We start from the raw sequence: 13,127 nt of genomic DNA on the forward strand, positions 1-13,127 counted from the left end.
TATAATCATGAGAGAATCAAGGTGAAGCTACAAGGTTTATCCCCTGTACAATATAGAAACCAGTTTATAAAAACTGCTTAACTAACTGTCCAACTTTATGGGGGCAGATCACCCTACCGCTACGAAGGGGGACGAACGAGTTCGCCACCAAAAAGAGAACTTTTTGATGTCTTGTGTGTTATATCGATCTGTCAAAATCGACTGGCAATGTGGCCAGCAGGCAAAGGATAATCCGCGTGTTTTTGGGTGTCAATGTAAGGTTGAATAGAAATTGGTTAAATAATTATTGTTGTTTATTCAATTAGATATTTAAGCTAAAAAGACCTTTAATTTAAATTTAACGATATCATCATAATAGTAAAATTGGTGGCAGAACGAAAAGAGGTTAGCAGACTGGCCATACAGAACCAGCACACTCGAAAGTGTCCTCTTATCACTCTACCGTAGAATGGTGACAGAACGAAAAGGGGTTAGCAGATGGTACACAAAGGAAAACCCAATACACCCGAAGGTGTCACCCTTTTCGCTCTATCGTAAAATGATGGCAAAACGAAAAGGGGTTAGCAGGCTGGGTACAGTACCAGCACACCCGAAAGTGTCCCCTTTTCGTTCTACCGCAGAATCGGTTGCAGACAAAGAATAATTATCAAATTTTTAAGTGTCAATATTCATATATTATTAATTTATAAAATATTTTTATTTCTATTGGCTCATTTTTCTCATTGTTAATTTATCGTTCATTTTCAAAACTGTTTAAATGAACAGATTGATCACGCTATAAATAAAAGCTACAGTAAATAAAGTTTGAATTTTATAACTTTAAATAAATTGATAACGCACGCAGGCAAAGACATGGAAACCATACATGATTTTTATCGTCGATTTTCTTTAACCAGAGATAGCGATTACTTGGTTCCATCGACTTCGTTTGGACATTTTAACGTGTTCCAACGCGATGCCTGCTCGTTTCTGACGCCTTATAGCCGCCGCGATTATTATAAAATTTCACTGGTTTTAGGCACAGGTGAACTTCACTATGCCAACCGCTGGATACGAGTCGACCGCCCTGCTTTACTGTTTTCAAACCCAATGGTGCCCTATGCATGGGAAATTAATTCGCCCGAACAGGCAGGCTGGTTTTGTCTATTTACCGAAGAGTTTGTAAACCAAGAATCGCGACAAAGCTTTTTAAAAGACTCACCGCTATTTAAAGTCGACGGCGACCCGCTATATTTTTTAAACGAACAACAGGTTGAAGAAATTTCATTTATTTTCAAAAAGATGATGAATGAAATAAATTCAGACTACATTCATAAATACAACGTTTTAAGAAATTATTTGCATCTGATTGTGCATGAAGCCATGAAAATGCAACCGACCCAACAGTTTGAAAAACATAGTAATGCTTCGGTGCGCATTTGCCATTTGTTCTTCGAATTATTAGAGCGCCAGTTCCCCATCGACTCGCCACATTTTCAGCTTAAACTCAAAACTGCAAATGACTTTGCCTATGGCTTGTCAGTGCATGTGAACCATTTAAACCGAGCTGTAAAAGAAGCCACAGGTAAAACTACGTCTGAGCATATTAGCTCGCGCATTACGCAAGAAGCCAAAGCGCTGCTACAACACACCAGTTGGAATATTTCCGAAATTGCCTATAGCTTAGGCTTTGAATATTCAGCGTATTTCACTAACTTCTTTAAGAAAAATACCGGATTTTCGCCTAAAAAATTCCGCGAAGACTGTGTGGCCTAAAAACAGATTGTTTGAATTTTATAATTATTGGTTTGAATGTTATACGTCAGTTTGAGCCAAAGCATTTTATAGTTTTTCTACTCAAGTGATTTTGCAAAAAGAGTGTGAAAAATGAAATATAGAACTTTAGGACAAACAGGCGAAAAAGTATCAGCACTTGGTTTAGGTTGCATGGGAATGAGCTTTGCCTATGGTGCCTCAGACGACACACAAAGCATTGCAACTCTAGAAAAGGCCTTAGACCTCGGCATTAATTTTTGGGACACCGCCGACATGTACGGCAACGGCGCAAACGAAGTTTTGCTCTCAAAAGTTTTAGAAAAACATCGCGACAAAGTGTTCTTAGCGACCAAATTTGGCTTTCGTTATAAAGAAGATAACCTTAACCCGAAAAACTCTTTAGAGTCTTATATCGACGGCTCACCTGAGTGGATTAAAGTCGCGGTCGAAAACAGCTTAAGACGCTTAAATACAGACGTGATTGATTTGTATTATGCGCACCGCATAGACCCGAATGTTCCAGTTGAAGATACCATTGGTGCAATGGCGGACTTGGTCAAACAAGGTAAAGTGCGTTATTTAGGGCTCAGTGAAGCGTCGGCTGAAACTATTCGTAAAGCCCATGCAATACACCCGATTGCAGCGGTTCAACATGAATATTCGCTACTTACCCGTGAGTTTGAGCAAACCCATTTGCAAACCATTCGTGAGTTAGGTATTAGCCTTGTGCCGTATTCTCCGTTATCACGTGGTTTAATTACCAATACGCTTGATGTGAATAACCTAGATGAAAATGATTTCCGTCGCCAGTTACCACGTTATCAGGGCGATAACTGGAAAAATAACCAAAGCTTGGCGCAAGCATTTAGCGAGTTTGCTCAAAGTAAAAATGCAACAGCGGCTCAACTGGCTTTGGCTTGGATTTTGGCGCAAGGTGACGACATTATTCCAATTCCGGGTACGCGTAAAATCGAGCGACTTGTAGAAAATGTGGGTGCTGTAGACCTTCATTTAACAACGGCAGATTTAGCAGAAATTGAAGCGATTATTGCAAGATATCCAAACTTGGGCGCACGCTATAACGCTCAGCAACTTGCTGCGGTCAACCACTAAAATACAAGCCATAAAAAAGTCCGACTCAGTGTCGGACTTTTTTATTTAGTCTTTGCTATATGTGCCTTGCTGGCGTCCACCCTGCCAAATCGCGTCTAAAGATTTATCTGAAATCGTTAGGCTTTCAGGGAAAATACTTAAATCCTTTTTAAATTTAGCCTCTGGTTTTAAACCAATACAGTCACCGTTTTTCCACCATGTACCTTCGGCATATTGGTCTAAAGCACCCACAGCAAGCATCCATTGAAACTTGCCATCTGGCTGAAGTAAAAGTTCTGAACCAACTTCCATCACACCATTTAAATAATAGTGCCCACTCCACGCCTCATCGGCTTTTTGGAATTTCACTTCCTTACAGGTACTAGTCGGCTCTGCATAAATGTGAGCAGAAAAAATAGCTGTAGAAACAAGCAGTAAAGGTGCAAATATATTTTTCATTATTGTGTTCCTATATATTTAATCTTATTTCCCAGACTCAACTTTTAAATACATTCCATCGGCATAAACGTTATGTCCAAAGCCACAACCCGACTCACCTTCGTTTTGTTTAACCTGAATATAATTTCCTAATTTTGCATTAGATTTAAAATCGAGCTGAATACGGCAGTCTTGATCTTTATAAATGGTTTGCTTGGCATTAGTCGGCATTTTGGTGTCAAACTCACCCATATTTGGGCCATAAATTAAGCTTCTAAGTCCCATATAAACGCCCGAATAGCCAATGGCATATTGGCCCTGTTTACGACTTACCGTGATGTGATCCCACTCACCAAAACCTGAGTAACGGACGTATTCACCCGACAAATCATTTGATGCTTTAGGTTGAGGCAACTGCTTAAGGTTAAATTGACTAGACTTTGATTTTTCATCAAGCATAAACCATGCTCTTGCCCAAAGTGGCTGACCCAATTTGGCATAGGCTAAGCCCACGTTATTGTTGGCAACTTCAATATCACGGTCGGTAAATTTAACTGTGGTTTCATCTGCATTAGCCTTACAAAAAGCAGTCCAAGAGGCTTGGTTCTGGAAATTTTCGAGCGCTTTTTTATATTGTTTTTGATCGTAGAATTTCTTGCCTAAACTCGCGTATTGCTTCACTTTATTGCAGCTTTGTTGTAATTCTTGTTCATAAGAAAACTCTGCATGATTTACCGTTAAAGCTGAAAGCGTAAGAACCGCGCAACCTGTAATAATCGATTTAATCATTTTTAAAATTCTTTAATAATTAACTAATTATATAATATGAGCTGGCGCTATAAATCACAATTATTTGAAACAAAAGTCTATTAGAAGAGTTTATGTTTTTATAAAAATAGTTAAATCCATACAAAATAAATTTTTGAAAATATTAAACCTTAACTGGTTATTTTAATTGAATATTCAACCAAAAAATAATGTAGACTGCATGCGTAAAAATTAGGAAGAATTATAAGAGTGAATAATTTAATTATTGGAACCCTATTTGCACTGTGTGCAGCGGCTTTAAATGCATCTATTGGTGTAATTAGTAAATTACTCATGCACAGTGGTTTAAACCCGCAAGATATTGCCTTTTTAAAAACCATTATCGCCTTTTTCTTTTTAAGTGTGTTTTTATTTAAAGTACCTGTTAGCCAAAAGATTGCATTTATTAGCAGCACACCAAGTAAACTCAGTGTTTTTTCTCAAATTGCTATCTGTGCTTTTTTAGGTATTTTCTCGCTATTCTTTTTTGAGACCATTGCTTATAACCACGGTGCTGCGGCCAATGTGGTAGTGGTACTCATGGCTTCGGCTGCCATTTCTGCCCTATTTTTTGGGCGGTTCATTTTAAAAGAAAGCATCTACATTCATTCGCTTATTGGAACATTATTGGCAGTTGCGGGGATTAGTATCATTTCGTGGAAAGGTGAAAATAGCCTTTTAATGCTGATCAATGCTTCTATTGCCGGTACGGGTTATGGCTTATTTTCGGTTTTAGTGAAAAAGTTCAAATTAAACGGCGGGCTGTTTCTGACTAAATACTTACTGCTGTTTGGTAGTGTTTATCTTGCAGTTCCGTTTTTAGTAAATTTACATGCTATACACTTTAATATCGACATTGTCTTAGGTTTGATTGGTTTAGCCGTTCTACCAACCATACTCGGCTTTTTCTGTACCACTAAAGCGTTGTCTTATATGAGTGCCGCAAAAGTACAAGTGACCGAGCTTTCAGAACCTATTTTTGCAGCGCTCATGGCTTGGGTTTTCATTCATGAACAGCCGACTTTATCGTTTTTATATGGTGCAATCTTCATTATTTCAGGCATCTTTTTAATGAACAGAGCGCCGAAATCAAACTAGCTGATTTCATTTATTTCGTTGGCGTGGTGACAAGCCACTTGCACCACACTGGCAAAGTTAATCGCCATCTGTGAAGGGGCATGTTTCTTATAAGCAAGCCCTAAACCCACCGTAGGTACAGGCGCTTTCAAAGAGCGATAAGCCACACCTTGTATTTGCAATTGTTTGGTCGACTCGGGAACCAAAGACACCCCTAAGTTTGCAGATACCAACGATAAAATTGACACAATTTGCGGGGCATTTTGTCCAATTTTCGGTTCAAAGCCACGCTCATGGCAGGCTTGTTTAATCGCATCAAAAAGCCCTGCACTCACTGAAGGCGGCGAGACAATAAAATCAAGTTCTCGCAGCGCAGTTAAATCAATTTCTTGTGATACATCGTCGAGTTGAAAAGACTCTGAAGGTAAAGCAGCAATGAGCGGCTCAGCCAATAATTCTTGAAGAATGAGGCTATCCGGCATATTGCGTGGCGAGCGAATAATTGCGACATCTAAACGGTCTTCAAGTAATAGGTCGATGAGCAGTAAGGTATTGGCTTCTTCAAGCTTTAAATTTACTTTCGGGTATTGCTGCTGGAAATAGCGAACACATTTAGGAATTAAAGGATTCAACATTGAAGTACCTGTAAAGCCTAACCGTAATTGACCTACTTCGCCATTTGCCACTTGCTTAACAAGGTTTGCTGCATCTTCTACACGCTGCTGCACTGGCTGAATGGCATTTAAAAAGGCAAGCCCCGCTTCGGTCAGCTCCACCCCATGAGGCGAACGAATAAATAAATCTGCACCTAGCTCTTCTTCTAAGTCTCGTATTTGCATACTTAAAGGCGGCTGACTCATGTTTAAGCGCTGCGCAGCTTTGGTAAAGTTTTTTTCTTCTGCTACTGCCAAAAAGTAGCGTATATGCCTGAGTTCCATTGTTATATATAAAACATATCGTGTCCCATTATTAAATATATTAGAAAAATACCTTTTAAATTGCTAATTTTAATTTATCGAATTTTCTCGATGCAGCATGCCTTTAGGTCCTGCTCTTTTTTCTGTCATGGTCATGATATGAACTCTTCATCTACACCCAGTACCTTAAACACTGAGGCAACGTCTGTTCTTTCCCGTGAGTGGATTCACAAAGGGACTAAAGCTTATAAACATGCAGGATTTGCTTTATTCCTCGTAGGTTTTGCTAGCTTCTCTCTGATTTATTGTGTACAGCCACTCTTACCTGCATTTAGCCAAAGCTTTCAGATTAGTCCTGCGAGTAGCTCTTTGGCACTGTCATTAACGACTGCCTTTTTAGCAATTTCCATTGTGCTATCGAGTGCCTTTTCACAAGCGATTGGCCGTCGCGGCGTGATCTTTATCTCAATGCTGTGTGCCGCAATTTTAAATATTGTCTCGATGTTTACACCGAACTGGCACAGTTTGCTGATGGCGCGTGCGTTAGAAGGTTTACTGCTTGGTGGCGTACCCGCAGTGACTATGGCTTGGATTGCCGAAGAAATTGCACCTGAACACCTCGGTAAAACCATGGGTTTATATATTGCAGGGACAGCCTTTGGTGGCATGATGGGCCGTGTCGGTATGGGTATTTTGGTTGAATATTTTTCATGGCGCACCGCCTTAGGCTTACTTGGGGCAATCTGTTTTATTTGCTCAATTGCATTTTTAAAATTACTTCCCGCATCGCGTAATTTTGTGCAGAAAAAAGGGCTGAATTTAGGCTTTCACATGCAAATGTGGCGTGCTCATTTAAGCAATACTAAATTATTACGCCTGTTTGCCATTGGTTTCTTGCTTACCAGTGTTTTTGTCACCCTGTTTAACTATGCGACCTTCCGCTTAAGCGGTGCACCTTATTCACTGAGTCAAACACAAATTAGCCTTATTTTCTTGTCGTATAGCTTTGGTATGGTGTCTTCATCGTTGGCAGGTAGCTTAGCCGATCGCTTCGGTAAAAAAACCATGATGATGAGTGGCTTTGCCTTGATGATCGTGGGTAGTCTCATGACCCTGCTCAGCTCTCTTTTCGGCATTATTATTGGCATCGCATTTATTACCACAGGCTTCTTTATTACCCACTCACTTACGAGTAGTTCTGTGGGTGCCGAAAGCAAACAAGCCAAAGCCCATGCCAGTTCGCTTTACTTGCTGTTTTACTATATGGGTTCAAGTATTGTCGGCTCGGCGGGCGGTTGGTTCTGGTTACACGGTGGCTGGAGTGCGATTGTCGGTTTAACCGTCGTCTTGTCTTTAATTGGAATATTTTTAGCGGTTTATACTTCACATGCCAAAGCACATTAATGTAGTAAAACCCTAACTTTTTTAGGCTAAACCCGATGAGTATTTAAAAATCATATGAAAAAATTTAAATGCTCATTTTTTGGCTTGTATTTTTTTTAAGAAACTGTAAAATTCACTCCACATCGCCGGCATAGCTCAGTTGGTAGAGCAACTGACTTGTAATCAGTAGGTCCACAGTTCGAATCCGTGTGCCGGCACCATCATTAAACCTCATGAATATTTGATTTATGGGGTTTTTTGTTGTCTGTAGGTTTTGGAATAGACCTTTTGACTGTGCTGCCTTAGGTAGTAAAGAGATTCGTTAATAAGAAATGAAAAAAGCCCAACATCCTGTTGGGCTTTTTTCGTATTTCGTTACTAGGTATACATCCTGTAATACCTCACGTCCTGGTGCTTAAACTTATTATTGTTGTTTTACGTTTTGGAACTTCCTGTTCCTGATGAGTTCATCATAGGCAATTCATGAGGTCATAGAAAGACGTCAATTTCCTGAATGGATGTAGGAAAAAGCGTACATGGTTCTTTTAAATTTAAAACTTGATTTACCCATCATGAAATAAAAAATATGAATTTATAAACAAGTTCTGTTCTTCAATTAAATAAGAAAAAGATATAATGAGTTTATTACTTTATTTCTAAAATAAATTTAAAAACAACAAGGAACGAGATGTCTAATCTACCTTTAAACCTTTTTCAATCTTTAGTGATCATACTTGCATGCCTTATTATCCTTGTAAGTAAAATGCCTCAGCTAAAATTTAGAAAAACCATATTATTTTTAGCTCTTGGCAGTCTTACTTTAATCTGTGCTTTGGCAATATTTGGCTTCTTTAATTAAGCCTTATTTCTTGCTCTTCTCTATCATTTTTTCAAAGTGTTTAAGGTTTGGATTCAGCATGTCCCAAGCATAGGTCTGGCTCACAAAAACCTCCGCTTTAGGATGATAGAGACTTGGGTCATCCAAAGTGCCTGCGCGTATTGAAATCATTTCAGGAACAAGTTCAGGTAAGCCAAAAAGTTGAGAACCACAAGTCGGGCAAAAGGCTCTTTTAATGGGACGACCAGAAGAACCTAATGTCTCAAAATATTTAAGTTCGCCACTTATTTTCAATTCAGATTGATGAAAAAAAGCGATTGGTGCATAGGCCGACCCTGTTGCCTTTTGGCAATCTCGACAATGGCAATTAAAACTATAACGTGGCTCTGCATCGCTTTGATAGCTCACAGCTCCACATAAACATGATCCTTGATATTTAACTGACATGGCTCACCCTATTTTTTTATTGCTGTTATTTGAATATAACGTACATACCCATTTTGATAGAGTTGTTGGCATAACTTTGCAGTCATTTGGATTTTAAAATTTGCCAACCCTCGGTTATGGCTTTGTGCTTGTTGATTTTGAATATACTGTGAAAAACCTAATAATACCTGTTCTGATAAATCTTCGATTTTAATATCTGTAAAACCTTGTTGTTCCAAGGTAGTTCTCAGTATCTCTTCCGTGAGTAAGGCATCCCAAGTGACATCGGCTGCTTTAAGTAAATAACGATGCTTTTGTTCTTGTAGCATGGTCATGTTGTGACATGAGTCGGCACGCATCAAGTAATGAAAACCTAATCGTCCTTTTGAATTTAAAACTGGCGTAACCGAATCTAGAAATGAATTTAAATGACTGTGATAAGCCGCATCGATACATAAAATGGCATCGAAGCGTTGTTTAAATTCAAATTGTTTTAAATTTAAAAATGAACCGCAGAAAATCTGGCTTATTTCAGGAATAAGTTTTTGAATTTTATTAACACATGAAGCTTGTAGTTCAACTGCACTAAGGCTTTTAGGATGATAGTGCTGTAACCAGTGCAATAAACTTGCACCCTGCCCACAACCTAAATCGAGTAAGTGATCTTTTGAATTTAAATTGACAGCTTGTGCCAAATGATCAGCCAATTGGCGACAAGCTTCACGGTAGGTTTGGGTATTTTTCCAAAAACCCAAGTTTGTCCAAGCAAGCTCTTCACTATCCCCCAAACTTGATGCATCAATTGCATATTTATGAGGGATAAATCGAGAAAGAGCTGCTCGAACTTTTGCTTTCACAATTTTAGTAACCGAGTTCAGGGGCAACTTCGACCTTAGGCTTTAATCCCACGAATGGTAAAGGTGCACCCAAGATTTCAGCAATATGCATCGCAGAAGTCACTGCTGACTCTAAAATTGGCAAACCATCACATGACCATGAACCACAGTAGAATACTTTACGGTTTGGTTCTAAGTGACGTTGTTGTAGCTCTTTGTTTAAAGCAATGGTTTGCGAGTCTACAACTGCACGCGTTAAGGTCACTTTTGAAATGACTTTTTTAGGGTCAATATCCACTACTGGACGCCAAGTTTGGAATACAGGATTTTTACCTACCAGTGATGGCTCAACGGCATTCATCCAAACTGTAAACTGCTGGCGAGTAAACTTACGGTCCATCATATAGCTCAGCACTGACCAGTCTTTACGGCGTGGTGGCATTACTGTTGCATCTGTATGAATAACCAAGTCGCCTTGTTCAAAGCGGAACTGTTTAAGCAGATTCATATCTTCTGCAAACTGTTCAGGGTTTAAGAACTCTTCAAGTTTAGATGTCGGTGTCGCCACAATAACGCGGTCAAACGTACCTTGGTCACCTTTTTCATTTTCGACCAGTACTTTTTCACCTTGTAGCTCAACTTTTTTAATTGCCGAACCGCTATGGATATCAATGCCTTTAATTAGGCTGTCTACAAATGCAGGTGTACCACCTTTCATACGCAACAACATGTCACCATCAGTTAAATGACGCAAAAACTCAAGAAGGTTTTTCGCAGGCCAATCACCAATTGTTTTTGGGTTACATGTACAAATCGTATAAAGCACCGGCATAACTACACCATGCCAGAATACTTCTTCAATATCGTTCTGATTAATAAATTCAGCGAGAGTAATATCTTGATTTTTAGATTTAAAGAACTGGTGAATCGCAGTTTTTAATTGCAGCATCCCTTTTACCAGACGCCAGCCATATTGCTGGATACCTTTACGGTTATTGATAATTGGGAAATTACCAATACGGCTACGAGATGTGGTTAACCATGTTTCAGTACGATCTTCAAATAACCAGCTACAAGACATATAGGTACGAACCGGAAAAGTTTTAATGCCTAAATGTGCAGCAAGGCTGAGTGTATTTTTCCATAGATGCGGGTTCATAACACGCAATGGTGCATCAATAATCCCACCATCGAACTCAATGCTATGACTGTCCATTCCCCGGCCAGGAAGTGCTTCAAATATCGTGATTGTATGTCCTGCATCTTTCAGAATTCTTGCTGCTGCAAGTCCTGCCATTCCACTGCCAATAATTGCGATATCCAAAATGATGTCCCATTTTTCGAGAATTTTTTTGATTATCACTCATACCCTAAAAAAACACCGTATTAAAAACTACCAGATTTTTATTTTTTGCATCAATTTATATAGAAAAATTTTAAAAGGTAAGCCCAAAAGTTTTTCATAAAATTTTACAAAAGAGGATGACTGTATAAAAATCTATATTTTTTAAAAATTTAAAAAAATTCTTTTAAATAAAATAAGATAATTTAACTGTATTTATATCATTCGTTTTACAAGTATCATTTTTTGCGGTATTATGGTGGCATAATAATGAGAACTAAATCACACAAAACAATGCCGACACAATAATGATATCCATCATAAAAACAGAAACTTTACAGCGAAAAAGCCCGCTATTCACACTTGATAGCGGGCTTTTTATTACTTTGCTTTTAAAGATCATTAAGTACAGCTTAGCAATTTATCCTTCTTGCATGATTGAACCGAATTTTCCACGATTAAAATCGTTAATCGCTTCCATAATCTCGGCTTTGGTATTCATGACAAATGGACCATAACCTTCGATTGGCTCATTTAGTGGTTGGCCAGTCAACACCAAGAATTTAGTGTCTTCTTCAGCATTTAAGCTAAACTCAACGTCCTCACGAGATAAAATCGCAACGGTTTTGCCTTCAAGACGGTTTGTATCATTGACCACAACCGCGCCCTCTAGCACAACAACAAGGGTAGTATGCCCTTCAGGTACATACAGGGTATGTTTTTGGCCTTTTACCAATTTACCGTCCCATACATTTAATGGACTAAATGTAGTTGCTGCACCTTTTGCATCTGCATATTCACCTGCGATCACACGCAAATGACTACCATGCTCGTCTAGTGCAATGTCCGGAATATCTTTAGCTTCAATGGCTTGATATTTTCCAGGAGTCATTTTTGAATGCGAAGGTAAATTTACCCACAATTGCACCATTTCAAAAAGACCACCATGCTCTGCAAATTCAGGAGAATGGAACTCTTCATGTAACACCCCTGCACCCGCAGTCATCCATTGCACGTCACCGGTTTTAATGGTTCCGCCGCCACCACTTGAGTCTTTATGAGTCACTTCACCTTGATAGGCAATAGTAACTGTTTCGAAGCCACGGTGAGGATGTGAACCTACACCTTGTTGTTCGGTGGTTGGTGAGAAGTTATAAGGCGCTGCATAATCCAGTAACAAAAATGGGCTTAGGGTTTGGCCTAAACGGTCATAAGAGAACAGGTTATATACAGGGAAACCATCACCAACCCAATGCATGTGGTTATTTTGATATGCACCAAGAAATTTCTTCATCTGATCTCTCCTATATATGTAGGATTTTCTTGAACTGAGGTTGATTTTACGCCTCAATAATTGCAGTTTATAGATCAGGATTAGCAACACATTATTGCATTTATGGGACAATCATAAATTTTGATGTTTTGTTCAAGAGATCGTCCTATTTTTAAAATTCTTAATCCTATTTTTTAGACTTAATTACGACAACAAACTCATCTAGCATGATTTTAGGCACTGATGACCTACCCAATAATTTTTGATTATTCAATTTGATAACATGAGGACATAAAAAATGGCTCAAGATTATGTACGCTTAGACAAGGATAATGCTGCGGTTCTTTTAGTTGACCATCAAGCAGGTTTACTTTCTTTAGTTCGAGATATCGATCCGGATAAATTTAAAAACAACGTACTTGCTGTTGCAAATGCAGCAAAATACTTCAATCTTCCAACAATTTTAACAACCAGTTTTGAAACTGGTCCAAACGGTCCTTTAGTTCCTGAGTTAAAAGAAATTCACCCAGATGCTCCTTTTATTCCACGTCCAGGCCAAATCAATGCGTGGGACAATGAAGATTTCGTAAAAGCAGTTAAAGCAACCGGTAAAAAACAACTGATTATTGCAGGTGTTGTAACTGAAGTTTGTGTGGCATTCCCTGCACTATCTGCTTTGGCAGAAGGCTTTGAAGTATTCGTGATTACTGATGCTTCTGGTACTTTCAACGAATTAACACGTGATGCAGCTTGGGACCGTATGTCTAAAGCAGGTGCTCAGCTGATGACTTGGTTCGGTATGGCGTGTGAATTACACCGTGACTGGCGTAATGATATTGAAGGTTTAGGCACATTGTTCTCAAATCATATCCCTGACTACCGTAACCTGATTTCAAGTTACAATCACAACACTAGCCAAAAATAAGTTCTACTGCCAAGATTA

At 38.9% G+C, this 13,127-nt stretch carries 13 protein-coding genes and 1 tRNA gene; 7 read left to right on the forward strand and 7 right to left on the reverse strand.

Annotated elements, in window-relative coordinates; genetic code table 11:
• The 3 genes from KNQ97_RS09375 to KNQ97_RS09385 all read left to right on the forward strand — a co-directional run.
• A partial coding sequence (locus KNQ97_RS09375; RefSeq protein ID WP_139844455.1) for an IS3 family transposase occupies positions 1 to 81 on the forward strand: 81 nt, incomplete at its 5' end.
• 771 nt (positions 82 to 852) lie between these two features.
• Positions 853 to 1,755, forward strand: a complete 903-nt coding sequence (locus KNQ97_RS09380) for an AraC family transcriptional regulator (RefSeq protein WP_253612140.1) — start codon at positions 853 to 855, stop codon at positions 1,753 to 1,755.
• 111 nt (positions 1,756 to 1,866) lie between these two features.
• On the forward strand, positions 1,867 to 2,868 hold the full coding sequence (locus KNQ97_RS09385; RefSeq protein ID WP_032043392.1) for an aldo/keto reductase: 1,002 nt from the start codon (positions 1,867 to 1,869) through the stop codon (positions 2,866 to 2,868).
• A gap of 45 nt (positions 2,869 to 2,913) precedes the next feature.
• Here KNQ97_RS09385 and KNQ97_RS09390 read toward each other — a convergent pair whose 3' ends face one another.
• Both KNQ97_RS09390 and KNQ97_RS09395 read right to left on the reverse strand, forming a co-directional pair.
• A complete protein-coding gene (locus KNQ97_RS09390; protein WP_253612142.1) occupies positions 2,914 to 3,306 on the reverse strand; it encodes a hypothetical protein in 393 nt (130 codons plus the stop codon).
• A 24-nt stretch (positions 3,307 to 3,330) separates the two neighbouring features.
• Positions 3,331 to 4,074, reverse strand: a complete 744-nt coding sequence (locus KNQ97_RS09395) for a hypothetical protein (protein ID WP_253612143.1) — start codon at positions 4,072 to 4,074, stop codon at positions 3,331 to 3,333.
• A 228-nt stretch (positions 4,075 to 4,302) separates the two neighbouring features.
• On the opposite strand from KNQ97_RS09395, the gene KNQ97_RS09400 reads away from it, so the two are divergent.
• Entirely contained in the window at positions 4,303 to 5,190 is an 888-nt protein-coding gene (locus KNQ97_RS09400; RefSeq protein WP_032061128.1) for a DMT family transporter, read from the forward strand.
• Here KNQ97_RS09400 and KNQ97_RS09405 read toward each other — a convergent pair.
• A complete protein-coding gene (locus KNQ97_RS09405; RefSeq protein ID WP_000423163.1) occupies positions 5,187 to 6,107 on the reverse strand; it encodes a LysR family transcriptional regulator in 921 nt (306 codons plus the stop codon). The two genes, KNQ97_RS09400 and KNQ97_RS09405, sit on opposite strands and share 4 nt — an antisense overlap.
• A 138-nt stretch (positions 6,108 to 6,245) precedes the next feature.
• Here KNQ97_RS09405 and KNQ97_RS09410 point away from each other — a divergent pair, with 138 nt between their 5' ends.
• Both KNQ97_RS09410 and KNQ97_RS09415 read left to right on the forward strand, forming a co-directional pair.
• Complete coding sequence (locus KNQ97_RS09410) at positions 6,246 to 7,490, forward strand: MFS transporter (protein ID WP_253612144.1); 1,245 nt, start codon at positions 6,246 to 6,248, stop codon at positions 7,488 to 7,490.
• Positions 7,491 to 7,614: 124 nt separating this feature from the next.
• Positions 7,615 to 7,690, forward strand: a tRNA-Thr gene (locus KNQ97_RS09415).
• A gap of 641 nt (positions 7,691 to 8,331) precedes the next feature.
• Here KNQ97_RS09415 and KNQ97_RS09420 read toward each other — a convergent pair.
• The 4 genes from KNQ97_RS09420 to KNQ97_RS09435 form a co-directional block, all read right to left on the reverse strand.
• Positions 8,332 to 8,754 (reverse strand): GFA family protein, encoded by a 423-nt coding sequence (locus tag KNQ97_RS09420; protein ID WP_000114353.1) that lies wholly within the window; start codon positions 8,752 to 8,754, stop codon positions 8,332 to 8,334.
• Between the two features lie 8 nt (positions 8,755 to 8,762).
• Positions 8,763 to 9,590, reverse strand: coding sequence for a cyclopropane-fatty-acyl-phospholipid synthase family protein (locus KNQ97_RS09425; RefSeq protein WP_057094485.1), 828 nt, complete (start codon positions 9,588 to 9,590; stop codon positions 8,763 to 8,765).
• A 4-nt stretch (positions 9,591 to 9,594) separates the two neighbouring features.
• On the reverse strand, positions 9,595 to 10,893 hold the full coding sequence (locus KNQ97_RS09430) for an NAD(P)/FAD-dependent oxidoreductase (protein ID WP_000350212.1): 1,299 nt from the start codon (positions 10,891 to 10,893) through the stop codon (positions 9,595 to 9,597).
• A gap of 439 nt (positions 10,894 to 11,332) precedes the next feature.
• The gene (locus tag KNQ97_RS09435; RefSeq protein WP_253612145.1) at positions 11,333 to 12,205 is read right to left on the reverse strand and encodes a pirin family protein; all 873 of its coding nucleotides are present in this window, start codon (positions 12,203 to 12,205) and stop codon (positions 11,333 to 11,335) included.
• 277 nt (positions 12,206 to 12,482) lie between these two features.
• Between KNQ97_RS09435 and ycaC the strand changes: the two genes are divergently transcribed.
• Positions 12,483 to 13,109, forward strand: coding sequence for an isochorismate family cysteine hydrolase YcaC (ycaC, locus tag KNQ97_RS09440; protein WP_000046156.1), 627 nt, complete (start codon positions 12,483 to 12,485; stop codon positions 13,107 to 13,109).
• Positions 13,110 to 13,127: the final 18 nt, after the last annotated feature.

The organism is Acinetobacter sp. UC24323 (assembly GCF_024151445.1).
Taxonomy (GTDB): Bacteria; Pseudomonadota; Gammaproteobacteria; order Pseudomonadales; family Moraxellaceae; genus Acinetobacter; species Acinetobacter baumannii.

Bases quoted from the DNA above. Each gene is read 5' to 3' on its own strand.
- KNQ97_RS09410 (WP_253612144.1), top strand. From the start codon at position 6,246: ATGAACTCTTCATCTACACCCAGTACCTTAAACACTGAGGCAACGTCT.
- KNQ97_RS09435 (WP_253612145.1), bottom strand. From the start codon at position 12,205: ATGAAGAAATTTCTTGGTGCATATCAAAATAACCACATGCATTGGGTT.
- KNQ97_RS09420 (WP_000114353.1), bottom strand. From the start codon at position 8,754: ATGTCAGTTAAATATCAAGGATCATGTTTATGTGGAGCTGTGAGCTAT.
- KNQ97_RS09385 (WP_032043392.1), top strand. From the start codon at position 1,867: ATGAAATATAGAACTTTAGGACAAACAGGCGAAAAAGTATCAGCACTT.
- KNQ97_RS09405 (WP_000423163.1), bottom strand. From the start codon at position 6,107: ATGGAACTCAGGCATATACGCTACTTTTTGGCAGTAGCAGAAGAAAAA.
- KNQ97_RS09380 (WP_253612140.1), top strand. From the start codon at position 853: ATGGAAACCATACATGATTTTTATCGTCGATTTTCTTTAACCAGAGAT.
- KNQ97_RS09390 (WP_253612142.1), bottom strand. From the start codon at position 3,306: ATGAAAAATATATTTGCACCTTTACTGCTTGTTTCTACAGCTATTTTT.
- KNQ97_RS09395 (WP_253612143.1), bottom strand. From the start codon at position 4,074: ATGATTAAATCGATTATTACAGGTTGCGCGGTTCTTACGCTTTCAGCT.
- ycaC (WP_000046156.1), top strand. From the start codon at position 12,483: ATGGCTCAAGATTATGTACGCTTAGACAAGGATAATGCTGCGGTTCTT.